Source organism: Leifsonia sp. NPDC058230, from assembly GCF_042882245.1.
GTDB lineage: Bacteria > Actinomycetota > Actinomycetes > Actinomycetales > Microbacteriaceae > Leifsonia.
Window position 1 is genome coordinate 435852 of record NZ_JBHVWM010000001.1, and the last position, 25252, is coordinate 461103.

The 25252-nt window shown below is 66.1% G+C and carries 27 protein-coding genes; 15 read left to right on the forward strand and 12 right to left on the reverse strand.

From position 1 onward, the window contains the following. Positions 1-7 precede the first annotated feature (7 nt). From ACFVV0_RS02255 to ACFVV0_RS02270, 4 genes are all read left to right on the forward strand, one after another. Complete coding sequence (locus ACFVV0_RS02255; protein WP_387057634.1) at positions 8-925, forward strand: ribokinase; 918 nt, start codon at positions 8-10, stop codon at positions 923-925. Between the two features lie 2 nt (positions 926-927). Next, positions 928-1809 (forward strand): serine hydrolase domain-containing protein, encoded by an 882-nt coding sequence (locus ACFVV0_RS02260; protein WP_387059437.1) that lies wholly within the window; start codon positions 928-930, stop codon positions 1807-1809. A 113-nt stretch (positions 1810-1922) separates the two neighbouring features. Beyond that, positions 1923-5063, forward strand: a complete 3141-nt coding sequence (locus tag ACFVV0_RS02265; RefSeq protein ID WP_387057636.1) for an OmpL47-type beta-barrel domain-containing protein — start codon at positions 1923-1925, stop codon at positions 5061-5063. A gap of 135 nt (positions 5064-5198) precedes the next feature. Next, the gene (locus tag ACFVV0_RS02270; protein WP_387057638.1) at positions 5199-6197 is read left to right on the forward strand and encodes a LacI family DNA-binding transcriptional regulator; all 999 of its coding nucleotides are present in this window, start codon (positions 5199-5201) and stop codon (positions 6195-6197) included. A 21-nt stretch (positions 6198-6218) separates the two neighbouring features. On the opposite strand, the gene ACFVV0_RS02275 is transcribed toward ACFVV0_RS02270, so the two are convergent. Next, positions 6219-7526, reverse strand: a complete 1308-nt coding sequence (locus ACFVV0_RS02275; protein ID WP_387057640.1) for an ADP-ribosylglycohydrolase family protein — start codon at positions 7524-7526, stop codon at positions 6219-6221. Positions 7527-7591: 65 nt separating this feature from the next. On the opposite strand from ACFVV0_RS02275, the gene ACFVV0_RS02280 reads away from it, so the two are divergent. From ACFVV0_RS02280 to ACFVV0_RS02295, 4 genes are all read left to right on the forward strand, one after another. Beyond that, positions 7592-8995, forward strand: coding sequence for a glycoside hydrolase family 32 protein (locus ACFVV0_RS02280; protein WP_387057642.1), 1404 nt, complete (start codon positions 7592-7594; stop codon positions 8993-8995). Positions 8996-9059: 64 nt separating this feature from the next. Beyond that, positions 9060-10319, forward strand: coding sequence for an ABC transporter substrate-binding protein (locus ACFVV0_RS02285; RefSeq protein ID WP_387057644.1), 1260 nt, complete (start codon positions 9060-9062; stop codon positions 10317-10319). A 128-nt stretch (positions 10320-10447) separates the two neighbouring features. Beyond that, positions 10448-11302, forward strand: coding sequence for a carbohydrate ABC transporter permease (locus ACFVV0_RS02290; protein WP_387057646.1), 855 nt, complete (start codon positions 10448-10450; stop codon positions 11300-11302). 271 nt (positions 11303-11573) lie between these two features. Continuing rightward, positions 11574-12182 carry a carbohydrate ABC transporter permease gene (locus ACFVV0_RS02295; protein ID WP_387057648.1) on the forward strand — a complete coding sequence of 203 codons (609 nt, stop codon included), beginning with the start codon at positions 11574-11576 and terminating at the stop codon, positions 12180-12182. 60 nt (positions 12183-12242) lie between these two features. Here the strand turns inward: ACFVV0_RS02295 and ACFVV0_RS02300 are convergent, their stop codons facing one another. The 3 genes from ACFVV0_RS02300 to ACFVV0_RS02310 are packed head-to-tail and all read right to left on the reverse strand — an operon-like array spanning position 12243 to position 13955. Further along, positions 12243-13292 (reverse strand): YihY/virulence factor BrkB family protein, encoded by a 1050-nt coding sequence (locus tag ACFVV0_RS02300; RefSeq protein WP_387057650.1) that lies wholly within the window; start codon positions 13290-13292, stop codon positions 12243-12245. Continuing rightward, positions 13279-13527, reverse strand: coding sequence for a hypothetical protein (locus ACFVV0_RS02305; protein WP_387057652.1), 249 nt, complete (start codon positions 13525-13527; stop codon positions 13279-13281). The genes ACFVV0_RS02300 and ACFVV0_RS02305 overlap by 14 nt, the downstream gene beginning before the upstream one ends. Further along, a complete protein-coding gene (locus ACFVV0_RS02310; protein ID WP_387057654.1) occupies positions 13524-13955 on the reverse strand; it encodes a phage holin family protein in 432 nt (143 codons plus the stop codon). Before ACFVV0_RS02310 ends, ACFVV0_RS02305 begins: the two co-directional genes overlap by 4 nt. Positions 13956-14070: 115 nt before the next feature. Here ACFVV0_RS02310 and ACFVV0_RS02315 point away from each other — a divergent pair, with 115 nt between their 5' ends. From ACFVV0_RS02315 to crcB (ACFVV0_RS02325), 3 genes are read left to right on the forward strand one after another with little or no spacing between them, the layout of a single operon-like run. After that, on the forward strand, positions 14071-14595 hold the full coding sequence (locus tag ACFVV0_RS02315; RefSeq protein WP_387057656.1) for a universal stress protein: 525 nt from the start codon (positions 14071-14073) through the stop codon (positions 14593-14595). Between the two features lie 7 nt (positions 14596-14602). Next, the gene (gene crcB / locus ACFVV0_RS02320; RefSeq protein ID WP_387057658.1) at positions 14603-15013 is read left to right on the forward strand and encodes a fluoride efflux transporter CrcB; all 411 of its coding nucleotides are present in this window, start codon (positions 14603-14605) and stop codon (positions 15011-15013) included. Continuing rightward, positions 15010-15384, forward strand: a complete 375-nt coding sequence (gene crcB / locus ACFVV0_RS02325) for a fluoride efflux transporter CrcB (RefSeq protein ID WP_387057660.1) — start codon at positions 15010-15012, stop codon at positions 15382-15384. Before crcB (ACFVV0_RS02320) ends, crcB (ACFVV0_RS02325) begins: the two co-directional genes overlap by 4 nt. Before the next feature lie 6 nt (positions 15385-15390). On the opposite strand, the gene ACFVV0_RS02330 is transcribed toward crcB (ACFVV0_RS02325), so the two are convergent. Further along, on the reverse strand, positions 15391-15753 hold the full coding sequence (locus ACFVV0_RS02330; RefSeq protein WP_387057662.1) for a nuclear transport factor 2 family protein: 363 nt from the start codon (positions 15751-15753) through the stop codon (positions 15391-15393). A 492-nt stretch (positions 15754-16245) separates the two neighbouring features. Between ACFVV0_RS02330 and ACFVV0_RS02335 the strand changes: the two genes are divergently transcribed. Beyond that, entirely contained in the window at positions 16246-16743 is a 498-nt protein-coding gene (locus ACFVV0_RS02335) for a hypothetical protein (RefSeq protein WP_387057664.1), read from the forward strand. Between the two features lie 29 nt (positions 16744-16772). Here the strand turns inward: ACFVV0_RS02335 and panD are convergent, their stop codons facing one another. Both panD and ACFVV0_RS02345 read right to left on the reverse strand, forming a co-directional pair. Then, positions 16773-17186, reverse strand: coding sequence for an aspartate 1-decarboxylase (gene panD / locus ACFVV0_RS02340; protein ID WP_387057666.1), 414 nt, complete (start codon positions 17184-17186; stop codon positions 16773-16775). A 16-nt stretch (positions 17187-17202) separates the two neighbouring features. Continuing rightward, complete coding sequence (locus ACFVV0_RS02345) at positions 17203-17652, reverse strand: MarR family winged helix-turn-helix transcriptional regulator (RefSeq protein WP_387057668.1); 450 nt, start codon at positions 17650-17652, stop codon at positions 17203-17205. 129 nt (positions 17653-17781) lie between these two features. Here ACFVV0_RS02345 and ACFVV0_RS02350 point away from each other — a divergent pair, with 129 nt between their 5' ends. The 3 genes from ACFVV0_RS02350 (at position 17782) to ACFVV0_RS02360 (ending at position 20873) form a co-directional block, all read left to right on the forward strand. After that, positions 17782-18978, forward strand: a complete 1197-nt coding sequence (locus ACFVV0_RS02350; RefSeq protein WP_387057670.1) for an MFS transporter — start codon at positions 17782-17784, stop codon at positions 18976-18978. A 48-nt stretch (positions 18979-19026) separates the two neighbouring features. Continuing rightward, a complete protein-coding gene (locus ACFVV0_RS02355; protein ID WP_387057672.1) occupies positions 19027-19797 on the forward strand; it encodes a hypothetical protein in 771 nt (256 codons plus the stop codon). A gap of 86 nt (positions 19798-19883) precedes the next feature. After that, positions 19884-20873, forward strand: coding sequence for a hypothetical protein (locus tag ACFVV0_RS02360; protein WP_387057674.1), 990 nt, complete (start codon positions 19884-19886; stop codon positions 20871-20873). 47 nt (positions 20874-20920) lie between these two features. Here the strand turns inward: ACFVV0_RS02360 and ACFVV0_RS02365 are convergent, their stop codons facing one another. From ACFVV0_RS02365 to ACFVV0_RS02385, 5 genes are read right to left on the reverse strand one after another with little or no spacing between them, the layout of a single operon-like run. Continuing rightward, positions 20921-21859 (reverse strand): ROK family protein, encoded by a 939-nt coding sequence (locus ACFVV0_RS02365; protein ID WP_387057677.1) that lies wholly within the window; start codon positions 21857-21859, stop codon positions 20921-20923. After that, the gene (locus ACFVV0_RS02370; RefSeq protein WP_387057680.1) at positions 21856-22617 is read right to left on the reverse strand and encodes a copper homeostasis protein CutC; all 762 of its coding nucleotides are present in this window, start codon (positions 22615-22617) and stop codon (positions 21856-21858) included. Before ACFVV0_RS02370 ends, ACFVV0_RS02365 begins: the two co-directional genes overlap by 4 nt. Next, the gene (locus tag ACFVV0_RS02375) at positions 22614-23627 is read right to left on the reverse strand and encodes an asparaginase (protein ID WP_387057683.1); all 1014 of its coding nucleotides are present in this window, start codon (positions 23625-23627) and stop codon (positions 22614-22616) included. The genes ACFVV0_RS02370 and ACFVV0_RS02375 overlap by 4 nt, the downstream gene beginning before the upstream one ends. Continuing rightward, positions 23620-24543 (reverse strand): amino acid ABC transporter permease, encoded by a 924-nt coding sequence (locus ACFVV0_RS02380; RefSeq protein ID WP_387057686.1) that lies wholly within the window; start codon positions 24541-24543, stop codon positions 23620-23622. Before ACFVV0_RS02380 ends, ACFVV0_RS02375 begins: the two co-directional genes overlap by 8 nt. Next, positions 24540-25184: an amino acid ABC transporter permease gene (locus tag ACFVV0_RS02385; protein WP_387057689.1), complete on the reverse strand. Its 645-nt coding sequence runs from the start codon at positions 25182-25184 to the stop codon at positions 24540-24542. Before ACFVV0_RS02385 ends, ACFVV0_RS02380 begins: the two co-directional genes overlap by 4 nt. Positions 25185-25252 lie beyond the last annotated feature (68 nt).

The following is a 25252-nucleotide window of genomic DNA, read 5'->3' on the forward strand; positions in this document are numbered from 1 at the left end:
TACGGTCATGTCTATGCGTAACCATTTTCCTGTCAGTCCCTCGATCTGCGTGCTCGGCAGCGCCAACATGGACTTGATCGTGCAACAACCCTGGCTGCCACGGCCCGGTGAAACCATCGCTGGGAAAGGATTCTCGGTCGTCCCGGGAGGCAAGGGCCTCAATCAGGCGATTGCGGCCGTGCGGGCCGGGGCACACGTTGAATTCCTCGGGGCGGTCGGGTCGGATGCCTTCGGATCAGAGCTGCGTGCCTGTCTGGCTGACGAAGGCGTTGGTACTGACGGCCTCATCGAAGTCGCGACACCCACCGGCGTTGCGCAGGTGTCCGTAACCGACGACGGCGAGAATTCCATCGTGGTCGTTGCAGGGGCAAACGCGCTCATCGAGCCGCGTGCGGATCAGCTCCTCGTGCACATCCAGAACGCGGGCTATCTGATGAGCCAGCTCGAACGACCCTATCCACTTGTCTTGGGCGCCATGAGGCTGGCGCACGAGGTCGGGACCGTCACGGCTCTGACGCCTGCGCCCGCTCACTCCATGAAGCACGAGCTTCTGCAATTCGTCGACATTCTTCTCCTGAATGCACACGAAGCGCGTGACCTGGCTGGGGAGGAGGATGAGCATCGGGCCGCTCGTCAGTTGAGCCAGCAGGTCGGCTTGGTCATCATGACCCGTGGGCCATTGGGGGTGATTGCCGCGCAGGATGGGCAGATCATCCATGAGTTGTCCGGCGAGCCCGTCAAGGCAATCGACACAACTGGTGCCGGCGACACCTTCGCGGGCTACTTCGTCGCCATGCTTGCTTCTGGGCGAGAACTGGGCGAAGCGTTGGCAATCGCCAGCAGGGCCGCAGGGATCTCGGTTACGCGGCACGGTGCCTCCACGTCCATACCTCGTGCGCACGAAGTGAGCGGGGCGTCCGGGTGACGATCGACGCATCCGCCACCGTTCTCGCTCGCTTCGTCGACGGCGTCGACGCGGAAGGCCTTGGCGCGTATGGCGTGCACGTCCTCGTCGGCAGAATGAAGTCGGAGCACCGCTGGCGCAGCGACGACCGAGAGAATCTGTATTCGGTGTCCAAGGGTGTGTGCGCCATCGCCGCCGGTATCGCGATCGATGAGGGAGTGATCGCACTCGACGCGACCGTTCCGGACACTCTGCCTGGAGTGACTCTCGGCGACGGTGTCGAGGGAGTGACATTGCGGCACCTGCTCACCATGACCAGCGGCATCGACTTCCCATGGTTCGCTGATGAGGCGGTGCCGTGGCCCGACCTTGCGCAGGAGATGCTCCGCCGACCGACGCGCGGGCCAGGCAGGATGTTCCAGTATTCGGATGCCAGCACCTACGTGGCAATGCGGATGCTCGGCGCTGTCATCGGTGATGTGCGCGGGTGGTTGGTACCCCGGTTGTTCGGCCCATTGGGCATCCATAACCCGCAATGGCACACCTGCCCGCTCGGCTGGATCATGGCCGGAAGCGGTCTCGAACTTCGAACCGAGGAGCTCGCCCGCATCGGACGGTTGCTCCGTGACCGGGGCGTGTGGGGAGATGCGCGCCTGGTCTCGGCCGAGTGGGTCGACGGAATGCACAGGGACTGGCTTGCCACGGGCTCGGACGCTCCGGACGAGCACTACGGCATTGCGGCATGGCGGGGGCCCGGCTCGTGCTGGCGACTCGTCGGGCGCTACGGCCAGTTCGTGATCATCAATCAGGATCAAGACGCCGTGGTCACGGTGACGGCACACGAGGAATTCCGCAGTCACCGTTTCGTCGAGCTCGCTCTCGAGGCGCTCGAGGCGGCGACGTAACCCACGAGAGCGTTGCGCGACCGTGCACTTGACGTTTCCCTGAGGCAACGTCATGATTACACAAATCGTATTGCACAAATCCTTTTGCGACTCGTTCTCGATGAGGAGGACCAATGCTTCGTACCGTCAAGCTCACCAGGTCTCTGGTCGCCGTGGGTGCGGCGCTACTCTTAGCGACCATGCCCCTTGCTCCAGCTAGTGCCGCGCCCGCCGCACCGTCGCCACCCTCGGGACCGAATCCGGCAGATGCAGGGAACCCCTTCATCGAGCACAACGGACTCATGTGGGAGTACGTGCGGGACCCGGAGGGTTTCGACGGATTCGAGTACCCCGCCACCACATACCAGTCCATAACCAACAAGATCGACGATGGCTGGTACACCCAGCGCGGAATCCACCACATCGGGATCTACGGCGCGTGGAAGTCCACCCCGGAGTTCTTGGGTCTGCCCCCGCTTGACTACTTCGATGCGCAGACGGGGACGGGCACGATCGACGACTTTCGTGACATGGTCCAATCGGCGAACGCGCACGGCCTCACCGTCGTGATGTATATCGAACTGATCTACATTCACCCCGACAACCCGGTCTTCGTCAAAGCGGCCCAGGACCGCGCCGACGACGTGGACTCGTTCGAGAGCCGTATGTTTCGCTGGGACGATCGACCGCAGCCTCAAGCAGAGTGCCCCTCGGATGAAGGCCTGCCGGGCGAAGTAACGTGGACGAGGGATCCATCGATCGCGAACGGGCGGTGCTACGTGCAGGCCTGGGGAGAGCTCGGGGGGACCCTCCCGAAGGGATATCCCGCGTTCGACTTCGAGAAGCCCGAAGCGATGCAGTACGCGAAGCAGGTCATGGGGTTCTGGATGAACCTCGGCGTCCAGGGCTTCACGTTCGACGCTCCGCAGACCTACCTGGGGATGCAAGGGTCCGACGAAGCCAAGCAATCCGAGCTTCTCGACTTTGCGAAGACGTACGTCTATCCCGATGGAAAAACGCGTCCGCAGTGGCTCGATGCGGAAGGCGCCGGCACCTACACGAACATGGCCTATACGGATCGAGTCGGGTACAGCGTCCTGTACGGGGATAGCGGCGACGACTTCAACTCCGCTGCGACTCAAGTTGCGCGCACCCCGCAGACGGTCAGCGTTGATCAGCTCGACGACTTCTACTCGACGTGGGTGGACTCGCGACGGCAGAACGGACGCGGCGGCTGGGGCACAAGTGTGTTCGACTTCGACGAACAGACCATGCCGGGGGATCTGCGGGCGCTCGATGCCGCAGTCCAGGCAGGCGGCGCCGGGCTTTTGATCTTCAATCATCAGCAGACGTTGAACGCCAACCTCAGCGCAGACGATGAACGAAAGTTCTACGACGTCTTCCGCACGATCGACCGGTCATCCGCGCTCGCCCCAGGCGCATCGCGAGTACGCATCCCAACGCAAGACGACTCCAAGCTGTGGGCCGTGCTGCGTCAGAGCACCGACAAGTCGAAGTCGGCGCTGGCGCTCTTCAACTTCCACGATCAGGAGCAGTGCGTCACTGTCAACCTCGGAGGCAGCGGCATCACCGTTCCACAAAGGACGACCGACCTCGCCGATGGTGAGCCTGGGCCGTGGTTGCGAACGGATGAGACCACCTTCCGCCTACCGGCTTACGGGTACGCGTTCCTCGACGTCGATGCCGGTCACGGTTTCGACTGGAACACGGTCGACAGTTCAGCGAGCGGTTGGAACGTCGGGGGTGGTTGGAACGTCATCGACGACCCGTCTGCCTTCGGTGGCAGCCGCATCGGAGGAAATGCTCCCGGCGGCTTCGCGGAGCGCACCTTCGAAGGCGACAGCGTGCAGCTCTGGGGTCGCATGGCGACCGACGGAGGGACTCAGGTGCGCGTCTTCGTGGACGGTCAATCGGTCGGGGACCACACTCAGCGAAGGAGCGCTCCGATTCCTGGGTCAGGGGGGAACGCGTTCTACGGTCAGAAGCTTGTCTCTTTGAGTGGTCTGGGCGCTGGATCTCACACGATCCGCCTCGAGCAGATCAATGGCGCTGCCGGCAATGCCGGCGGGACCGGGATCGACTACATGCTGACATCGGACCAGACCTACGTCGCACCGACGGCGGTGACCGGAGGCGACCGCTGTGCCGATGACGCGACACCTCCGCAGACGACTGCGACGTTGTCACCTGAAGGAGTCGGGGGAGGCTACGTCAACCCGAAGATCTCTCTCGAATCCCACGACGAGTCATCCGGAGTTGCACGAATCGAGTACCGGTTGGATGGCGGTCAGTGGACCGAGTACGAATCGCCGGTCGCGGTTACGTCGCCCGGCTCCCATGAACTCGAGTACCGCGCCACAGATGTCGCCGGAAACGTCGAGGCGACGAAGTCCAGAACATTCACTGTGAGTGTCGATTCGGGCCCGCCGGTCGTCAGCGCGAGCATCGATCACGAAGGTGCGAACGGTTGGCATCTCGCGGGGGCGCAGCTCACCCTCTCGGCAACGGACGACTCGGGAATCCAAGACATCGACTATCGTCTCGACGATGGGACATGGACGCCCTACGACTCGGTGGTGGACCTTCCTGAAGGAGCCCACGTCGTGCATTATCGGGCGACGGATACTGCGGGCAATACGAGCGCCGAGGGTTCGATCACTGCGAAGGTCGACGCAACCTCGCCATCCATCCAAGGATGGGTGTCGGAGACGGGTCAGGTCGTCGCGGTAGGAACCGATGCCGAGTCGGGGATCCGCCGAATGGACTACTCGACGGACGGCGACCATTGGTTCGAAGGGCTCAGCGCTTTTCGTGAGCGTACCGGGTCGTCGTCGAGGGTATGGGCGCAGGCAATGGACACGGCGGGGAATCGGAGCGATCCAGTCCTCCTCAGTACCGCGGCCGGGCCTCATCTGTTGACGGTCGACCCCGGATCGGCACTCCTGGTTCAAGCGGACGGCTATCAGGCTCGGGAGGTCGTCAGAGTGGAGCTTCATTCGGAACCGATCACCTTGGGGCGCGCGACCGCCGATGCGTTCGGAACGATCTCCATCCTTGTCAGGGTGCCGACGAGCTTCCCCGGCGGCACGCATGCGCTGGTGCTCGCCGCCGAGGTGAATGACCCACGGGCCGCGTTGGCGGTCACGGGGTCGGATCAGATTCCGCTCCTTCTTGCTGGTGCCGGGGTGCTGCTGGCCGGACTCGCAACTTTCGGAACAGTGATCTTCCGTCGACGTAGGGAGCGCCGCCTCTGATCGCCGGTCGCTCAGAGTGATCAACCGTCGTCCTCCGCGAGGCCATTAGTCTCGGGGAGGACGACGCCGTTCATCCGGGGGAGTCAGCGATGGCATGTCAAGCTCTGACCGATGCCGAAGGGGGATAATCAGCGCATGGGCAAGATCACAATTGAAGAAGTCGCAGCCGAGGCCGGAGTCAGCGTCACAACCGTCTCGCACGTCTATAGCGGTCATCGCCCAGTCAACGTCGAGACCCAGCGCCACGTCCGAGAGGTGGCGGTCAGGCTCGGCTACCGGCCGAGCGCCGTAGCGCAGAGTCTCCGATCGAGCCGCACACACACGATCATGATCGTTGTCCCCGACATCACCAACAGCTTCTACCCGGAGTATGCGCGAGCCGTACAGGACGCCGTAGGCGGAAGCGGCTACCACAGCCTGTTGTGCAATACGGACGCCAGGGAGGATGAGGAGCTTGCGTTCCTCGACGAAGCGATCTCGCGACGACTCGACGGAGTCGTCTTCACGGGCTTTCGCGTCCCGCCGACGGCTCTGGTGCCTCTCGAAGAAGCGGGCATCGCCATCGTGAACATCGGGCGCTCAGTAGAAGGCAAGGCGATCGATAGCGTCCGCTTCGACGATCGAGCCGCCGAGGCCGAGGCAACAGAATTCGTTCTCGACCGATATGGGCCGTCCGTCGCGTTGATCTACGGTGACGAAAGCGCGCCAGTCGGCCGCGAGCGACGCGATGGATTCGAGTTGGCGCTTCGGAATCACGGCATATCACCGAGCGCGGCAGCGATTGTGGGAACGGCGTTCACGCGCGCCGGCGGAGTTCGCGGTATGGAGCTCCTTCTCGACCGCGGAGAGCGACCTCGTGCGGTGGTCTGCGCCAACGACCTCATCGCATTGGGGGTCATGGACGTTGCACGCGAGCGCAGCCTGCGGATACCGGAGGACATTGCCGTGGTCGGTTACGACGACATCGATGCAGCCACTATCGTCACGCCCCGCCTCAGCACGGTGCGAACGGATGCACGGAAACTGGGCGCTGTAGCCGGCGGCCTTTTGCTGGATCGGATGACGGGTGCAATAGACGGACCCGGCCGGCACATCACGATCGCACACGAGTTCGTCGTACGCGAATCGGCGTGATGCGCCGGCCGGGTCATCCCGTCAGATGCGGGCTTCCGCCAAGTGCAACGTCCGGCGGGCGAGCTCCGAGACGCGTGAGTTGTCATAGCCGAACAACGCAGAACGCGTCCGATCGGCAAGCGGCTCGATGAAGTTGCCCGGCAGTCGGTCGGCGCCCAGCATGACTCCGACGACGGAGCCTGCGGTGGCTCCATTCGAATCGGTGTCCCATCCGCCCTGGACGGTTAATCCCACAGTTCTCGTGTAGTCGCCTTCGCCCCAGAGCAGTCCGGCGGCGATGAGTCCAGCGTTGTTGATGGTGTGAACCCAGCTGTAGTGGCCCCAGCGCTGCTGAATCGACTGCAGAGCTTCATCCCACGTGGCCCCCGTGTCATAGGTATCGCGCACTGCGCGCAGGACCTCACTCAGCCGTGACTTCGCCGGGATGGACAGCAGTGAGCGGTCATACGCTTCGCGGATCGTCGAGGCCGTAAAGGCGCTGGCGACGATTGCAGCTGACCACATCTCTCCGTAGACACCATTGGCGACGTGTGACAACGAGGCATCCCCGAACGCGAGCTCGATCGCTCTCCGCGGATTGCCCGGTTGCGTCCACCCGAACGCGTCACCACGAATCAACGCCCCGATCCATTCCCGGTACGGGTTGCGCACCTGGGCGACGTCGGTAATCGGCACCTTCGCCAGCAGGTTTCGGTAAGCAGCCCGTTCCGCGGTATAGACCTGGAGATACGGCATCAGCGTCAACCAGGCGTCGGCTACGCGTGTCGGCGAGAGGTCGGCTCCGTGAAGTTCCAAGAGGTGCAATCCCAGGATCGCGTAGTCGATATCATCGTCGCGGGCGGATCCGTCAACTCGACCGCGTGTTGTCTGCGGCCAGTTCTCGCGAAGTTCGAACTCCTTCGGCATCGGGTCGAGCAGCGGAAAATAGTCTCCGAGCGGCCAGGCGTCAGCGCGTTGGAGGTAGTCCTTGATGTGGTCGGAGGTCCAATGCGTGCCCATCTCGACAGGTTTTCCGAGATTGCAGCCGGCGATTCGGCCAAGCCATCCGCCCAGGATCTTGTTCTCGAGTTCCGACCCTTTCGGGCCGGACTCAGTCGCATCCGCAGGCAGAACGGAAAGGATGTCCTCCAGCCCTTCGGGTTCTTCGTACGTCCACGCGGCATCGCGTGGAGCGTTCACGACTCGGAGGTAGAGCTCCTCAAGGGCCTCCGTGTCATCCGGGTCTGCAGAGTCGAACGCGATGCGAAGGTCCTCCACGTCATGTCCGGTTTCGGCGCGCTGATCCAGTTCATCGTGAACCAGGTCATACGAGTTCAGGGGATCGTGCATTCGTTACTCCATCTTTTGATACAAAACCATTTGCAACGGTCTTACTGTCCCGTCATCATGTAGCTATGTCAAGCCCGAGAACTTCCCAATCCCGTTCACGCCGACCACAGTTGCACCCCACCCCGCCGCAGGGGTGGATGAGCGATCCCAACGGCCCCGTCTACTGGCAGGGCGAGTATCACGTCTTCTACCAGCACAATTCCGACTCGACCGAATGGGGTTTGATGCGCTGGGGGCATCTCGTCTCACGCGACCTGATCCACTGGACAGATCTCGGGATCGCGATGAGCCCCACTCCTGCTTCGTTCAATGCCGACGGATGCTGGTCCGGCTGCATTCGTATTCTCGACGGGAAGCCCGTCGCGTACTACACAGGTGCATCGGGAGGGGAGACGAGCCATCGCCAGACGGTCCTCAGGGCAACGGCGTCTCACGACCTCGCGTCCTTCCAGCAGGAGCCGACCGTTGCGGTCCTGCCTCACGTCGGGAGCGACGTCGGCACAGGTCACCAGCGTGATCCGTTCCTCCTGCGGCACAACGATATGTGGCTGATGCTGCTGGGCACTGAACTGTCCGGTGAAGGCGGCGCTGTCGTGCTCTGGACATCGCCGGATCTCAAGGAGTGGACCTACGAGGGTGTGCTGTACTCGAGGCCGAGCGGCGGCCCCGGCCTGGACACGGGACCCGTTTGGGAATGTCCCCAGTTGATCGAAATCGACGGTCAGTGGGTGCTGATCGTCTCCGTCCAGATGCCCGGGCCGGTATGTCCATACGCGGTGTGGTTCGTTGGGGAATTCGATGGCCGCGTCTTCCGTCCCGAGCAAATGGGATTGGTGGACGGTGGCGAGGTCTACTACGCGCCTTCCATCGCTTCTGACGTCGTCGGTCCGCCGCTGATGTGGGCGTGGCTTCAGGAATCTCCGACGGCCCGGGCGAATCCCAGGGAGTGGGCTGGAACGTTGAGTCTGCCCCGCGAATTGTCGGTTGTACAAGGGCGCCTCGTCACAGGCGTGGCCGATGCGATCGTCCGGGCACACTCTGACGACGTCCTCCGCTCTCCAACTGTCGAGTTGCTTCCGGGAGTACGAACGGTCCTGGGAACGATCGATTGCACGACTGGGCGGATCGAACTGGATTGGGACGCCGGGAGCTGCGAGGTCGCGTGGGGCGTCGATGTCCACGGCAGAGAATTGCGCGCCGGCATCCGCCGGACAAACGAGGAGGCGGTCCTCTACGCGGGCCTTTACGCGCCGGACCGAAATGATCAGGCTGTCTGGGAGACGGCCGCCGCTCCGTCGACCTCTCTCTTCATCTACTTCGACGCGTCCGTAGTGGAGGTCTTCTCGGGTTCTGGCGCTTCCATAACGTTTCGCGTGGAGCCTGCGGAGTCTCATGGCGAGCTGTCGGTTCTCTCAGATAGCGGCGCGACCCTCCGAGAACTCGCAGTGACTATGTCGCAGTCGACTTGACAGGGCTGCGAGCGCTAGACGAGTATGAGCATGCAAATGGTTTTGCATCAAAGAGGAGGCGACCATGAAATACATTCGGTTGGCAGCGGTGGCTGTAGCAGTTACAGCCATGCTCGCTGCCTGTTCCAGTTCTGCTCCAAACACAGCCGCGTCCGGCAAAATCGGCGGGACCGTCAAGCTGTGGTATCTCGAAGACCCCGATTCCGCCTTCATGCCTGCGGTGAAGAAGCAGTTCGAGGCCAAGTACCCGGGGACGACCGTAGAGCTCACAGAGCTCCCCGAAGACGGATTCGTGACGAAGATCGATACGGCGCTCCTCGCCCACCAGCCACCGGATGTCTCGTTCATCTACGAGCCGCGGTGGATGAAGGCAGGACAGGTCTTGCCGCTCGACGACCTGCTCAAGAAGGACAGCATCGACGTCTCGGACTACAACCCGGTGGCGATGTCCGAATGCAAGTACGAGAACAAGATCTATTGCATCGGTACGCTCACCGGTTCCGTCACGCTCATCTACAACAAGACGCTGTTCGACAAGGCGGGTGTCGCCTATCCCAGCACCGATGTTCCCATGACGATCGACGAGTACGCGGACATGGCGCGCAAGCTCAAAAAGGGTCTGGGCAAGACCTGGGGAGCGTCGGCGGGTGCACCGTTCTCATGGACGGACCGTCGCACCACGTTCAGCGCAGACGGCAAGAAGGTGGCAGTCGATGACCCGTCGACCGTGCACATGTACGACGTCCTAGCGGGTTTGGTGAGGGACGGGGTCTCCCCGACGCCTGGAGATCTTCAGCTCACTCTCCCGGCCGACATGCTGGCGGCGGGCGATGTGGCGATGTCGATAACCGACACTGAATACGCCGCGGCCAGCCTCGCGAAGGCAGGCTTCAAATGGGGCGTTGCGCCTCCGCCGGTAGAGAAGGCGGGCGACAAGCCGTTTGTGTTCGTCGGAACGGACAAGTACGGCGTGTTCAAGGATTCCCAGAACCGTGCAACCGCCGAGGCGCTCGTCTCGTTTTTGGCGACAGAGGGCAATCAGCTTCGGATCGACGTCTCCGACAAGCCTCCGCTGAACACGAAATTGCTCCCGAAGTGGGCGGGTGACGACCCCGGTCGTAAGGAGCTCAGCCAAGTGCTGGCAATCAAGAGCGAGCCGGAGTTGTTCATTCCGAGCTTTTGGGAGGTCACCGCCCCGTTGGACGACTTCTACGGCCAGCTGGCGAGCGGCGATGCACAGGCCAAGTCGGGCATGAAGAAACTCGCGCCCGAGTTGCAAGTGCGCCTCAACAGGGAATGGGACACGTGGAACAAGATCAAGTAGTAAGTGTCCGCGCCGGCCGGAGGATCGTCTCCGGCCGGCAGGCGGCCCTTCCATCCTCCCAGTCTGGTACGCGCGTGAAACGCCCGAGGCGCTCCGAAATGAGGCGCCGAGAAGCGCGTGCCGGGTGGTTGTTCGCCAGCCCCTGGCTCATCGGGCTGGTGGTCTTCACCGGTGGGCCGATCATCGCTTCGATCGTCCTGAGTTTCACACAATGGAACCTCTCGAATCCGCCGGAGTTCATCGGCTTCGGGAACTACACCGAGATGTTTCAGAACCCGGACTTCCAGAACTCAGTGGTCGTCACGCTCACATACGTGCTCCTTGGGGTGCCGCTCTTCCAGGTTGCCGGGCTGGCCCTGGCGCTGCTCCTGAACCTGAGGCTCCCGGGTATGTACCTCTTCAGGACCATCCTGTTTCTCCCAGCGGTCCTGAGCGGCGTGGCCGTCGCCGTGCTGTGGGGCCAGTTGCTCAATCCGTCAGGACCCATCAACCAGTTCCTGCAGGCGCTCGGAATCGCGCATCCCCCCGGATGGCTGACGAGCCCGGAATGGGCCGTGCCGGCGATGGTCCTCATCGGGCTGTGGGGAATCGGCAGCGGTGCGATCATCTACCTGGCCGGACTGCAGAATGTCCCGGCGCAACTCTATGAAGTGGCGCGCCTCGACGGTGCCGGGCCGATCCGGTCGTTCTTCAGCGTTACGTTGCCCTTGATAACTCCGACATTGCTTTTCACTCTGCTCAACGGGATCATCGGTGCCTTCCAGATCTTCGACATCGCCTACGTCCTAGGCGGCAGCCGGGGCGGCAGCGGCGGCTCTCTGTCCTTCTATCTGCTCTACATGTGGAACGAGGCATTCCGTAACGCGCGATTCGGATACGCATCAGCACTGGCGTGGGTGTTTGTCATCGTCTGTGCCGGACTGATCGTCCTGATCTTCACCACCTCGAATCGATGGGTTTACGACGAATCGGAGAATTCCTAAAATGTCCGCCACGCTCACCCAACCTCGGCGTCGAACAAAGAACGCTCGGCGCCTGGTATGGGGCTCGTTCGCATACCTGCTGCTCATTTCCCTGAGTTTTACGATCCTCCTGCCCTTGGGCTGGATGCTCACGGTGGCGCTCAAGCCCGACCTCGCGCCGGTCTTCACACGCCCCACCGAGTGGTTCCCGACTACTCATTGGGAGTGGGGAAACTTCGCTCGCGCTCTGTTCGATCCGGCTCGGCCATTCCTGAGATACACGATCAACACAATGGTGATCGTCATACTCAATGTGATCGGAACCGTCATCTCCTGCTCGTTGGTCGGATACGCGTTCGCCAGGCTGCGCTTTCGTGGACGCGAGTTCCTCTTCGGGGTCTTGATCGTCACCCTGCTCATCCCATGGCAGGTCCTACTCATCCCGCAGTTCTTCCTGTTCTTCCAGCTCGGCTGGTACGGGTCAATCCTTCCGCTGGTGATTCCATCATTCTTCGGAAACGCCTTCTTCATCTTCTTGATCAGGCAGTACATCCGTTCGATACCGCGGGAACTCGAACTCGCCGCGTCGATGGACGGATGCAATCAGTTCCAGGTCTTCTGGTACATCGTCTTGCCGCTTATCCGGCCGGTACTCGCGGTGTGCGTCGTGTTCGTCTTCCTCAATTCCTGGAACGACTTGCTCGGTCCGCTCATCTACCTGCTTCGCAACGACGACTTCACTGTGGCTCTCGGCATGGCGAACATGGTCACACGCCTCAACCCGCAGTTGAACATCCTGATGGCGGCGAACCTGATCATGATGCTTCCGCCGATCATTTTGTACTTCTTCGCCCAGGACAAGCTCGTCGGCGGAATCTCGTCCGTCGGTTTGAAGGGCTAGGGCTAGCGCGGTCTCGTACGACACCCCGTGCGTGTTCGCACGCCAGCGGGGCGGGCAGGCTCAGCCGTTGCGGAATCGACGGCGCACGGCGCGCGCGGCGAGGATGTCGCCGGCGGCCGCGTCCTGCGCTTTGGCGACGGCTTTGGTCGATTTGAGGGGGAGCTTGATGCCGGCGTCGGCCTCGATCCCGCTCACCAGCTCGCGCGCCCGCTCGATCTCCGAGTCGAGTTCGCCGCCGAGCAGCAGCACCACGTTCGCGATCCAGAGCCACAGGAGGAAGATGATGATTCCGGCGAGCGAGCCGTACGTCCTGTCGTAGTTGCCGAAGTTGGCGACGTACAGGGCGAACAGGGCCGAGGCGATCCCGAGCAGCACGATCGCCGTGAACGAGCCGGTCGTCAACCACCGGAACCGGGTCTGCCGCACGTTCGGCGTGGCGTAGTACAGCAGCGCTACGAGCAGCACGAGTGCCACGACGAGCACGGGCCACTTGACGACCGACCAGACGATCTGCGCGGTCTCACCCACGCCGAGGACGTCGCCGATCGCCGTCGCGACCGGGCCGGAGATCACGAGCATGACGGCCACGACGGCGATCAGGACGAGCGTGGCGATCGTGACACCGAGCTGGGTGAGGCGGAGCGGGAGCGCGGCCCGCCCCTCCGGAACGCCGTAGACGCGGTTGAGGGCGCGCCCGAATCCGCCGACGTAGCCGGACGCCGACCAGATCGCGCCGACGATCCCGATCACGAGGCCCCAGCCGCTCGCCGGCGAGGAGGCCAGGTTGACGATCGGCTCTTTCACCGCATCCAGCGACCCCGGCGCGACCTGCTCCACGATGTCGAACAGCGCGTTGATCCCCGCCTCGCTCTGGCCGACCAGCCCCAGGATGCTCACCAGCGCGATCATCGCCGGGAACAGCGACAGCACAGCGAAATACGTGAGTCCCGCCGCCAGGTCGGTGCAGGCATCGACGGTGAAGCTCCGCAGGGTGCGCTTGAGGATGAACCCCCACGGCAGCCCGAACCACGAGACGTGCCTCATCCCCTCGATGCGGCCGACAGCCTTCGCCCGGGCGGACCCGACGCTCGAGCGGTCAGCGTCCGCCACGTGAACGTCCCCGCGTCAGCAGTGCGACGGCACCGGCCGCCGCACCCACCGCGGCGAGGAAGAGTCCGGCGAAGAACACCGGATGCGAACGGATCTGCACCCCGAGGTTGAACGTCGCGAAGATGTCGTCGAGGGTGTCCGCCAGTTCGTCCCTCGTCTTTTCGAGGTCGAGCTTGAGCACGTTGATGCCCGCATCCTTCGGAAGCGGGGCGCGCTCCGGTCTTGTGGTCGTCACGGTCGCTCCCCCTTCAGCGCCTTCACGTCGTCGCTGAGCTCCTGTTTGAGATCGTCGGGCACCGGCGGCATCCCGCGCTTGAGGGCTCCTCGGCCGATCAGCGCCACGATCCCGGCGATCACCAGGAGGATCGCGGCGACCACGAGCGCTGCGAGCCAGGCGGGCATGATGAGCGCGAACGCGAGAACGGCCGTCGTCACGAAGGCGCAGAGCGAGAAGAAGAGGAACGCCAGTGCCCCGACCAGCAGGCCGACACCGATCCCGGCCGCCTTGGCCTTCTTCGTCATCTCCGCCTTGAACAGCGCGAGCTCGCCGGCGAGCAGACGGCGCAACTGGGCGACCAGGTCTTTCGTCAGCTCGGGGAGCGGCCGCAGGCCGCGCGTCGTCCGCCGCCGCTCGCGCGGCAGGGGCGGCTTCTCGAAACTCATCGGGCTCCCTTCGAGGGTGTCTTGTCGTGACGGTACCCCAGCATCCGCGCCAGGCCAAGGGTGCCCCCCGGAGCGGGCAGTGGACGATCGGCCTCAAGCGCATCACACTTGAGGCATGAGCGGAACCGACAAGACGCAGCCCGGAGGGGTCCTGGTCGCGGTGGTCGCCGGCCAGCCGGTGAAGGTGCTCGAGCAGGCGGCGCGCTTGGCCGACGACCTCGACATCTCACTCGTGTGCGCCAACGTCGACCCCAACCGGTACCTGGTCTCGAACTATGTGGACGGAACGGTGGTCGCACTTCCCTATGACCCCGACCTGCCCGAGACCGAGAAGGAGCAGTTCGACCCCGACCTGGAAGCGCACATCAGCGGCGTGCTCGACAGGCTCGGCGTGCGGTACAGCCTCGAACAGCTCGCGGGGGATCCGTCCTGGGCGCTCGCCCGGCTGGCCGACGAGGTGGACGCCCGGTACATCGTGGTCGGCACACGGGAGGCGGGGCTGCGGGGGAGCATCCGGGAATTCTTCAACGGCTCGATCGCTGCGCACCTCGCGCACCGGCAGCACCGGCCCGTGATCGTGGTTCCGCTCGCGCCCGTCACCGGTGACGGCAAGCTCCCGTGGGAGGATCCGCCGGTATAGTGAGCCGGTGCATCTCCGCTGGCGCTACATCGCCCTCGTCTTCGTCGGTGGCGCGCTCGGCACGACCGTGCGGTATCTCGTGTCGGCGGTCGTGCCGTCCGTGGCCGGCCTCCCGATCGCGACCTTCGGCATCAACGTCGTCGGTGCGTTCCTGCTCGGCATCCTCCTCGAGGCGCTCGCGTTGCGCGGGCCCGACGAGGGGATGCGCCGCGACCTCCGCCTCTTCATCGGCACGGGCATCCTCGGCGGCTTCACGACCTACAGCGCGTTCGCGGTGGACGCGGACGGGCTGATCGTCGCGCAGAACATCGGCGGCAGCATCCTGTACGCCCTCGCGACCATCCTGATCGGGGCGCTCGCCTCCGTCGCGGGGATCGCGCTCGCAGCACGGGTCGGCCGGGCGGGGGCGCGACGGTGACGCCGCTGCTCGTGCTCGCGGTGGCCGTGGCCGGCGGGCTGGGAGCGGTCGCCCGGCTGGTCTTCGACACGTTTCTGCGCAGCCGGTTCGCGGTGAACTTCCCGCTCGGCACGACGGTCATCAACGTCACCGGATCGTTTCTGCTCGGCCTCGTGACCGGTTTGGCGCTCGCACACGGACTGCCCGCCGAGTGGCGCGCCATCCTGGGCACGGGGTTCCTCGGCGGCTACACGACGTTCAGCACGGCGAGCTACGAGACCGTGCGACTCGCCCAGCAGCGGCGCTACCGTGCGGCGCTCGTCAACGGCTTCGGGATGCTCGTGCTCGCGCTCGCCGCGGCCGGGCTCGGGCTGTGGCTCGGCTCGCTCTGACGCTGCTCAGTCCGAGCTGTCGCCCTGTTCCATCCACCACTCGGTGAACTCCTCGGCGCGGCCGTCGGGAGCGAGGCGGACCACCCACAGATTGCTGTACGTAGGGCCCTCCCGGTATTCGGTGAGGCCCTCGACGAAGTAGACGGCGTCGTCGCGGCCGGCGAGCCGCCATTCGAAGACGGCAGCGCCCGGGTCGTCCTGGGCGTCGAGCCAGCCCTCGACGATCTCGAGGTGGCCGTCCCAGGGCTCGGCGAACGGTTCGGTGCGGTACGAAGCGTCCTCCGTGAAGAGTGCGCGGATGTCGTCGGGGTCGTTGCTCTCCCAGGCACGGCGGTAGAGGTCGATCCAGTTCGTGATCGCGTCGCTCATGGCACCGTTATACGCCATCCGTCCGGGCGGGCACCAGGGCGTGGCCAATTCTCGGACGTCGAGCGATCTTCTGTGCTGGGTCGAGATATATGGCATGTCAGTGCCAGGAAAAGCTGCTACGTTGGTCTGCGAGTGCGTCGCTCTGGGTATGTACGGTTCTGTCCACCGAGTGGGAACGACGTCAGCACTGCCCCTGATCCACATGGAGTTTCGTGATGTCCAAGCATCCCTGGCGCATCAACTGGATCAGTGGGACAGCGACTGCTGTTGCCCTCGTTCTCTTGGTAGTTGGCATTGTCACGGTTGCTCCGCTCACCTCTTCGAGCGTCGATGCCGGGATGCCGTTCATCTGGGTTGCCGTGATCGTCGCCCTTGCCGGTGGGCTAGGTGGCTTCATTGACAATCGGCTCAGGAAATAGAACGGGATGTCTTCCATCGGGTACTGAAGTCGTACCACTATTGCCCGCATCCCGATTCACTACTCTGTGAGGCATGGATGTTGCCCTCGAGTCGTGGACCGACTTCAATGTGGCCATCGCGGGGGCGGGCGCGGCTCTCGGCGGCCTGCTCATCGTGGCCCTGTCGGTGAACATCAAGCAGATCGCGGAGTCGCGGGGTCTCGCGGCGCGAGCGGGCGCTGCCGTCGCCGCGCTCATCCTGGGCGTGGTGCTGGCATGCCTGGCGCTCATCCCCGGTCAGCCGCTGTGGGCGTTCGGTGTCGAAGTGCTGGTCGGCACGGCGGGATGCGGCGCGATCGCGGTGCTCGCGGCGCGGGCCATCGTGCAGGATCAGACACCGGGCACCCTGCACAAGTACGACGCGGGGCACATCGCGTCGTTCGTGGGACCCCTGGTGATCTTCGCGGTCGGCGGTGTGCTGCTCGTCTTCGGCCTGCCTGCCGGCCTGGTCGTCGTCGCGGTGGCAACGATCGTCGCCCTCATCGGAGCGGTCATCTTCTCCTGGGTCGCGCTCGTCGAGATCCTGCGTTGACCGCCCGCGACGCCGCGGGAGACGGGGCGTTAGCGGACGGCGAGCGGCGGGGCGGAGACGCCGGGCGTGAGTGCCGCGGCGGGGTCGGTCCCCACGGCGACGATTCGGTTGCCGGCGTCGACGTGCACGACGGTCGGCTCGAAGACGCGGGCTTCCGCATCCGTCAGCTGGGCGTAGGAGATGACGATGATCAGGTGGCCGACCTCGGTCAGGTGAGCGGCCGCACCGTTCACGCCGATGACGCCGCTGCCGCGTTCGCCCGCGATGAGGTAGGTCTCGAAGCGGCTGCCGTTCGCGATGTCGACGACGCTCACCTGCTCGCCGGGCAGCAGGTCGGCGGCGTCGAGCAGATCCTGGTCGACGGTGAGGGAGCCGACGTAGTGGAGGTCGGAGTGCGTCACCGTCGCGCGGTGGATCTTCGACTTGAACATGGTTCTGAGCATGTGTTGCTTTCGGCGGTCAGTGGGTGAGGGCGAGCTGGGGGAGAGCCGAGATGAGCCCGGCGAGCTCGGGCACGTCGTTGGCCTCCGAGAGCGCCCGATCGAGGGCGGCGTCGTGGATGGGCCTGGCCCGGTCGAGCAGGTCGTGGCCGGCAGCGGTCAGCTCGGTGTAGATGCCGCGCCGATCGTCGTCGCAGAGCACCCTCGTGAGCAGGGCACGCTCCTCGAGCCGGTTGACCAGCCGGGTGGTCGCGCTAGGACTGAGCGCGCTCGCACGTGCGAGCTGCTGCATGCGCATGTGCCAGCCGTCCTGGCGGCTCAGGGCGTCGAGCACGGTGTACTCGACGACCGACAGGTTGACCTCTTTGCTGAGCGAGCGTTCGAGTTCGTTCTCGATGAAGTTGTGGAGGGCGGCGAGTGTTCGCCAGCCATGCGCGCGCACCTCGAGGGCGTCGTCGGCGATTCCCATTCGCGGCCTTTCCGTTCACGTCGATGCGGGGTTGCGTCAAGTAGTTGCATGTGCAACTATTTATGACGCGCCTGCAACTATTAGAGTACGCGCCGCATCCACCAATCCGAAATGCATTCAGGGAGTTCCATGCCCATCGGTCTCATCGCCCTGGCCCTCGGCGGCTTCGGCATCGGCCTCACCGAGTTCGTCATTGCGGGGCTTCTGCCCGAGGTCGCCGCAGACTTCCATGTGAACGAGGCGGCCGCCGGCTGGCTCATCTCCGGCTACGCGCTCGCGGTCGTCGTGGGGGCGCTCGGCCTCACAGCTGCTGTCACCCGGCTGCCCCGCAAACCGGTGCTCCTCGGCCTGATGGTGCTCTTCATCGGGGGCAACGCGCTCTCGGCGCTCGCGCCCACCTACGAGGTCATGCTGTCGGGGCGCATCCTCGCCGCCCTCTGCCACGGAGCCTTCTTCGGAATCGGGTCGGTCGTCGCGGCCGGCATGGTCGCCCCCGACAAGCAGGCGCGCGCCATCGCGATCATGTTCACCGGGCTCACCGCGGCCAACGTGCTCGGTGTGCCGTTCGGCACGCTTCTCGGCCAGGCCCTCGGCTGGCGGTCGACCTTCTGGGCCATCACTGTGATCGGGGTCATCGCGCTGATCGGCGTGGCGGTTCTCGTTCCGCGCACGACGCAGGGAGCGACGAGCAATGGTCTCCGCCACGAGCTGACCGCCTTCCGCTCCGGCCAGGTGTGGCTCTCGATCGCGGTCACCGTGCTCGGGTTCGGCGGGATGTTCGGTGCATTCACCTACATCGCGTACACCCTCACGGATGTCTCAGGATTCGCATCCGCGGCCGTGCCCTGGCTCCTGATCGTCTTCGGTGTCGGGATGTTCGTGGGCAACGCCCTCGGCGGACGGTTCGCCGACCGAGCCCTCGACAAGAGCCTGGTGATCATTCTCGCCGGCCTCGCCGTCGTGCTGGCCGCGTTCGCCCTCGTAGCCGCGAGCCCGATCGCGACGATCGCCGCCCTCCTCCTGATGGGGTTCTTCGGATTCGCCACGGTCGCCGGGCTGCAGACGCGCGTGATGATGTATGCCGATCACGCTCCGACCCTCGCCTCCGGCGCGAACATCGCCGCCTTCAACCTCGGCAACGCGCTGGGCGCGTGGATCGGCGGACTCACGATCACCGCCGGTCTCGGCTACACCTCGCCCCTCTGGGCCGGCTCGCTGATCACCGTCGGCGCGGTCGTCGTGATGGCGTTCGCAGCCGTCACCGCCCGCCGGCGCCGCGTCCGTGCCGTCGAGCAGCATTCTGACCAGCCACTTCCGGTGGGGTAGACAGCGGAGTACGTTCTGGCTTGACGAGTGATCAGGGGGTGATCGTGCATGTCAGGTGAGCAGGCCGACGAGCGGCGCTCCCTCAGCCCTGCGCGGCTTCTGATCGGTTCGCTGATCGGCGGCGCGGGCATCGCCCTCCTCGGATTCTTCTTCGGCGGAGCGTCCGCTTCCGCCGCCGAGCCTGCGCCGTCCGATCCGTCGACGCACTCGGTTCTCGGATCGGTCGGCTCCCTCGTCTCAGGGGTCGGCGGCGCCCTGTCGGACCCGGTCGTCCAGACCGGTGAGACGGCCGTCGCAGCGGCGCGGCCGGTCTCTACCGTCGTGCCGACCCCGGTTCGGCATGTCGCCGTCACGATCACCGCGCCGGTCGCAGAAGCGGTCGACGGCATCGTCGGATCGCTCGTGGTTATGGCGACGGATGCGGTCGATCCGTCCGCCGCACCCGCTTCGGATGACGACGCGATCGTCGCGGTGGCACCCGGCTTCGTCGTCGCGGCGAGCCCCGTCCCCGCTGTCGAGGCGCGACCATCCGGGCCGCACCCGGCGGTGATCGGGGCGCTGGGTGCGCATCCGGGCGTCGCCTCGCCAGGCTCGGCGCCGGCGGCTCCGACCGGTCCTGGTGATGCAACACCCCTCGGCGAGCCGGCGATCTCGGGGAGCGGCTCATCCTCATCGGGGTCCGGCGCTGCCGGCCCCACTGCCGCTCTGCCAAGCGACCTCCCCGCCCTGCCCGCCGCGGCGCGCGGCTTGGCGGGCACACCTGCGGACGACCGACTTCCGGTCTCCGCTGTCACCGACCACGACACCAGCCCCGACTGAGTGGGTCCGCTCCGCCCGTATGGCGGAACGCGACCACGTCTCCCGTTCCCGGGAGCGAAGAACACTCAATCGAAGGGCTATTCATCATGAATAAATACGTGTCGAGGGGACTGTGGTTCACCCTCTTCCTCGGCGGTCTCTCGCTTGCCGGAGTCGGTGTGGCCAACGCCGCCGAAACCAGCGGCGCAGACGGTACCGCCTCCGGCGAGCAAGCTGTCGTCGACCTCACCGCTCCGGTCACGCTGGGCGGCAACGGGATCAGCGTGCTCGGCGACTCGTCGAGCAGCGGGGCGGATACCGCGTCCGTCCCCGCCGCGGCTCCCGCTTCGGCGCCGGCCGTAACGACCTCGGGACTCGACGGGGTGCTCTCGGGCAGCCAGGCGGTCGCGGGCGTGAGCGTTCCGGTCACCCTGTCCGGCAACGCGGTCAGTGCTCTCGGTGACTCCTCGAGCAGTGACGCGACGACGGCCGCGGCTCCCGCCCCGTCCGGGCAGGCGTCCGCGCCGACGACCTCGGGGAGCGACGGTATCGCATCCGGTACTCAGGCGCCGGTCGATGCTGCTGTTCCGGTGACGGTCGGGGGTAATGCGATCAGCGTGCTCGGTGACTCGGAGTCGTCGGGGTCGACGTCGTCGGCTCCGGTCTCCGCCTCCCGCCCGAGCACGTCGGGTTCGACGACCTCGGGTTCGGATGGGCTTGCGTCCGGTACTCAGGCGCCGATCAGTGCTGCTGTTCCGGTAGTGGCGGGTGGTAACGCGATCAGTCTCGTCGGCGACTCGAGCGCTGCGGGTTCGTCGACTTCCGCTGGGTCCACGACGGACGGCGACGCGGGCGCCCCGGGTGGTGGCACGCCTACGGTTCCGGTCGCACTCGCGACGGGGACCATGACAGCCGCTAGCGGTGCGGCGACGATCCTCGGAGCGGACGCTGCGACAACACTCGCGCAGACGGGGTCGGACGACCTCAGCGTCGGCGCGATCGCAGCTCTGCTTGCGCTAATCGGTGTCGTGCTGATGTTCGGCACGCGCAACCGGACCGCCGCGAAGCGGCTACGCCGCACCCACCACCTGAAGTAGTCACGACGACGTACGTGCCGCCGGGCAGACCGCCCGGCGGCACGTCGTCACGCCACGCCGACGGCCGTCCACTCCTGAACGACGTGCTCGCGTCCGGCGGCACGGAAGGCGAGAATGGCCGCGCCGATCCTGCCCGCTGCGCCGCCGAGCTCGCTGCGCACGACCTGCGGGCTCGAACGCCACGCCAGACCGGCCGACATGCGTGCGCGGAGGGGGGTGAAGAGCGCATCCCCGGCCCGGGAGAAGCCGCCGCCGAGAACGATCACGGTGGGGTCGAGCAGCAGCGTGAGGATGTTCAAGCCCTGTGCCAGCGCGTCGACGGCCTCCGTCCACACGCCGTCGGCGATCGGGTCGGCGCCGAGGCGGCCGACGATCTCACGGGAGCTCAAGCCAGCGCCGCCGGCCGCCGCATAGCGCCGGGCGAGGCCCGCGCCCGAGACGTAGACCTCGAGGCAGCCGCGCTGGCCGCAGGTGCACAGTTCGCCGTCCATGACGATCGGGATGTGGCCGAACTCGCCCGCCGCTCCGGTCGCGCCGGTCACCGTATCGCCCGCCGTCACGAGCGCCGCGGCGATCCCGGTGCCGATCGGGACGAGCACGAAGTCGTCGGTTCCGCGCGCGGCGCCGATGAGTCGTTCGGCGAGCCCGGCGGCGCGCACATCGTGGCCGAGGGCGACGGGAACGTCGAGAGCGTCGCGCAGAGCGTCGAGCAACGGCACGTCTCGCCAGTCCAGGTTGGAGGCGTAGAGCACCACGCCGCGCTCCTCGTCGACCATGCCGGGTGTCGCGACGCCGGCGCCGACGACGGCGATCCCGAGGTCGGATGCGAGCGAGCGCAAGTCGTGGAACAGCGCGATCAGTGCGGCGACCACCTCGGTCGGCGGCGTCGCGCGAGTGAGCTCCGCGACAGTCTCCCCGCGTTCGGTGACCACGGCCCCCTTCATCGCCGTGCCGCCGAGATCGACCGCGAGAACAGCGGCGCTCACGCGGCGACCCGGCCCTGGCGGCCCAGCTCGGCGAGCACGTTCCGCACGACGGTCTCGGAGGTGACCATCCGGAACCCCGAGTCGTAGACGGTGGGAGCAGCGCCGGCTTCGCGCGCTGCACTCGGCACGGCCACGCCGGCACGCAGATGCACCTCGGACACTCCCGTGGTGCCGACGAGCGCCGCCACGTTCGCGGGCCGCACCCCGCCGCCGGCGAGAATGCTCACGCGCCCCCGGGCGCGCACGACCAGCTCGGCGAGCTTCGCCGCGTCCTCTTGTGCAGTGGCTTCCCCGCCGGAGGTCAGGATGCGGGCGACGCCCACCTCGATCAGCTCGTCCAGGGCGGCGGGAAGGTCGGGGGTCTGGTCGAAAGCCTTGTGGAAGGTGACGGGCGAGTCCTCGCACGCGTCGACCATCCGGCGGGTCGCCTCGACGTCGATCGTTCCGTCGGGGTGCAGCGCTCCGAGCACGAAGCCGAGCGGAACGGCGGAGGGATTCGGCAGCGCACGGATGGCGCGGATGTCCTCGACCATCGCGTCGACTTCGGCGCGACTGAAGACGAAGTCGCCCGGCCGCTGCCGGATGAGCACGTACACGCCGATCCGCGTGGCCGTGCGCAGCGCCACGGCCACCGTGCCCGTACTCGGGGTGACTCCGCCGTCGGAGAGGGAGGCGCAGAGCTCGACGCGGTCCGCGCCGGCCCGCTCCGCGATCGAGATCCCGTCCAGGTCGTCGAGGCAGACCTCGACCGCGGTCACGCGGCCGCCCCGAGCGTGGCGGCGAGGTCGCTGCCGACCCGGATCTCGCCGACGGGAACACCGCCGCCGAGGATCGCGACCGAGGTCAGCGCGCGTGCACCGGAGACATCGACGCCGAACGTCTCGAGAACCCGGAGCGCGAGAACCGTCGTCGCCCGCGGGCTGCCGTCGACGATCTTCATGGACACCGCGGTGCCGTCGGCTGCGGCGACGCCGATGACGCCCTCCGCTCCGCCCTTGGCGAGGGCGCCCGGCACCGTCTCCATGAGCGTCGAGTTCTGGTGGCCGGAGCCGCCGACGTAGAAGGGATGCTCGCGCATTGCAGCCGCGACCAGGCCCGCCGGCGTGGCCGGGTCCGCCTGCACGAGCGCGCGGAACGCCTGCGCGATGCCGCGGACGGTGGTCCCGAAGAGGGGGGCGCCGCATCCGTCGATCGCGTCGTGGGAGACCGGAACGCCCGTGACCTCCGCCATCGTGGCGCGTACGTGCTGCTGCAGCGGGTGGTTCGTGTCGAGGTAGTCGTGCGTCGACCATCCGTTGACCGAGCAGGCGAGCAGCATGGCGGCGTGCTTGCCGGAGCAGTTCATCCGGATGCGCGACCGCGGGTCGCCCGCGCGCACCAGCCGTTCGAACGTGTCCTCGTCCTCGGGCCGGTCGACGGGGCAGCCGAGAGCGCTCTCGTCGAGGCCCGCGCGGTCGAGGATCGAGCGCACGATGCGCACGTGCTCGTCCTCACCGGTGTGGCTTCCCGCGGCGATCGCCAGTTCCGGGCCGGCGAGCGGTGCTCCCGCCGTGAGGCAGGCGAGTGCCTGCAGCGGCTTCACCGTCGAGCGCGGCAGCACCACCGCATCCGGAGCGCCGAGTTCGAGCAGCGTCGCACCCGACGGGTCGACCGCGACGAGCGAGCCGAAGTGGCGGCTCTCGACGAGACCCGACCTCGTGACGGCGGCCAGCTCGGCCAGCGACGCGACGGCAGGGGCGGGAACGGATGTGATGGGCGACTCAGGCATTCGAGACTTTCGTGTGATCGATGGCCGGGAGTCCCGGCAGGGGAGGCTGCTTGATCGGGCGCCGGCGTGAGCCGCGCTGCAGACGTGACGCCAGGAAGGAGAGGCTGCCGTTGACCACGAGGTAGATCGCTGTGACGGCGATATAGGTCGGGATCAGCAGGTGCAGGTACGAGGCGAGCACCTGGCCGCGGTAGAGCAGTTCGGTGAAGGCGACGATGTAGCCGAGCGACGTGTCCTTCAGCAGGCTGACGAGCTGCGTCACGAGCGACGGGGCGACGTTGCGGACGGCCTGGGGGAACACGACGAAGCGCATCGCCTGGGCGGAGCGCATCCCGAGGCTGAGTGCCGCTTCGCGCTGCCCGCGCGGAAGACTGGCGACGCCCGCGCGTACGATCTCCGCGAAGACGGCCGAGTTGGCGATAGTGAGCGGGACGACCAGCTTCCACAGGGTCGGCAGATTGATGCCGATCTGCGGCAGGCCGAACAGCATGAGGTAAATCAGCAGCAGCACCGGAACCGTGCGGGCGATCTCGATGTAGATGGAGCTGAGCCAGCGCAGCCAGCGTTGGTGGCTCATCCGGCCGAGGGCGAGCAGCACGCCGAGCGCGCCACCGAGCACAGCGACGATGGCCGCGGCCTCGAGGGTGCCGAGCAGTCCGACGAGCAGGTAGTTCCAGATCGCCCAGTCGGTGAACGGCGCCCAGCGCTCGGGGTCGAGCTGGCCATGCGAAGCGAACTGCCACAGACCGAGTCCGATGACCACGGCGAAGACGGCGCAGCTGATCACGGAGCCGAGGAGGATGTTGCGCTTTCCGCGGGGGCCGGGCTGGTCGTAGATGAAGGAGGCACCGTACTGGCGCTTCGACCTGCGAGGGCGTGCCGGAGCGGGACGGTCGGGGATGAGCTGGGCGGTCATCGGACGATCGCCACCTTTCGTTCGACCCATCCGGCGGCGAGGCCGATGGCGAGGGCGATGGCCATGTAGAGGATGCCCGCGCCGGAGAAGATGATGATCGGCTGCGCGGCGACCAGGTTGATCTTGTTGACGGTCGCGGTGAGTTCTACGACGCCGACGGCCGCGGCGAGGGCGGTGTTCATCGCCAGCGCGATCATCACGTTGCCGATCGGCTGCACGACGGCGCGCAGCGCCTGGGGGATGACCACGAACCGCAGCGACTGCGCGAGCGTGAGGCCGAGCGCGCGGGAGGCCTCGACCTGCCCGACCGAGACGGTGTTGACACCGCTCCGCACGGCCTCGGCCACGTAGGCGGCCTCGTAGACCATCAGCACGATGATCGCCGTGGGGGTGAGGGGCAGCAGGATGCCCGCATCCGGCAACGCGAACACGGCCAGGAGCAGCAGCGCGAGCAGCGGGACGTTGATGAAGAACTGCACGTAGAGGAACGCGGCGCCGCGCAGGATCGGGATGGGGCTGACCCGCGCCACCGTGACGAGCACGCCGAGCACGATCGAGCCGACCCCGGCGATGACGGCCATCATCAGGGTCGTGCCGAGTGCCTGGGCGATCAGCCCGAGGTTGTCGATCAGGGGGTTCATTCGTCACTCACAAGCGAAGTCAGAAGGAGGGTGTGAGGTCGGGATGCGCGCGGAGGATGTGTGGACAC

Bases quoted from the DNA above. Each gene is read 5' to 3' on its own strand.
- ACFVV0_RS02280 (WP_387057642.1), top strand. From the start codon at position 7,592: ATGTCAAGCCCGAGAACTTCCCAATCCCGTTCACGCCGACCACAGTTG.
- ACFVV0_RS02330 (WP_387057662.1), bottom strand. From the start codon at position 15,753: ATGAGCGACGCGATCACGAACTGGATCGACCTCTACCGCCGTGCCTGG.
- ACFVV0_RS02375 (WP_387057683.1), bottom strand. From the start codon at position 23,627: ATGCCTGAGTCGCCCATCACATCCGTTCCCGCCCCTGCCGTCGCGTCG.
- ACFVV0_RS02270 (WP_387057638.1), top strand. From the start codon at position 5,199: ATGGGCAAGATCACAATTGAAGAAGTCGCAGCCGAGGCCGGAGTCAGC.
- ACFVV0_RS02265 (WP_387057636.1), top strand. From the start codon at position 1,923: ATGCTTCGTACCGTCAAGCTCACCAGGTCTCTGGTCGCCGTGGGTGCG.
- panD (WP_387057666.1), bottom strand. From the start codon at position 17,186: ATGCTCAGAACCATGTTCAAGTCGAAGATCCACCGCGCGACGGTGACG.
- ACFVV0_RS02360 (WP_387057674.1), top strand. From the start codon at position 19,884: ATGAATAAATACGTGTCGAGGGGACTGTGGTTCACCCTCTTCCTCGGC.
- ACFVV0_RS02345 (WP_387057668.1), bottom strand. From the start codon at position 17,652: ATGGGAATCGCCGACGACGCCCTCGAGGTGCGCGCGCATGGCTGGCGA.
- ACFVV0_RS02275 (WP_387057640.1), bottom strand. From the start codon at position 7,526: ATGCACGATCCCCTGAACTCGTATGACCTGGTTCACGATGAACTGGAT.
- ACFVV0_RS02335 (WP_387057664.1), top strand. From the start codon at position 16,246: ATGGATGTTGCCCTCGAGTCGTGGACCGACTTCAATGTGGCCATCGCG.
- ACFVV0_RS02295 (WP_387057648.1), top strand. From the start codon at position 11,574: ATGGTGATCGTCATACTCAATGTGATCGGAACCGTCATCTCCTGCTCG.
- ACFVV0_RS02285 (WP_387057644.1), top strand. From the start codon at position 9,060: ATGAAATACATTCGGTTGGCAGCGGTGGCTGTAGCAGTTACAGCCATG.
- ACFVV0_RS02355 (WP_387057672.1), top strand. From the start codon at position 19,027: ATGTCAGGTGAGCAGGCCGACGAGCGGCGCTCCCTCAGCCCTGCGCGG.
- ACFVV0_RS02310 (WP_387057654.1), bottom strand. From the start codon at position 13,955: ATGAGTTTCGAGAAGCCGCCCCTGCCGCGCGAGCGGCGGCGGACGACG.
- ACFVV0_RS02255 (WP_387057634.1), top strand. From the start codon at position 8: ATGTCTATGCGTAACCATTTTCCTGTCAGTCCCTCGATCTGCGTGCTC.
- ACFVV0_RS02315 (WP_387057656.1), top strand. From the start codon at position 14,071: ATGAGCGGAACCGACAAGACGCAGCCCGGAGGGGTCCTGGTCGCGGTG.
- ACFVV0_RS02380 (WP_387057686.1), bottom strand. From the start codon at position 24,543: ATGACCGCCCAGCTCATCCCCGACCGTCCCGCTCCGGCACGCCCTCGC.
- ACFVV0_RS02385 (WP_387057689.1), bottom strand. From the start codon at position 25,184: ATGAACCCCCTGATCGACAACCTCGGGCTGATCGCCCAGGCACTCGGC.
- ACFVV0_RS02350 (WP_387057670.1), top strand. From the start codon at position 17,782: ATGCCCATCGGTCTCATCGCCCTGGCCCTCGGCGGCTTCGGCATCGGC.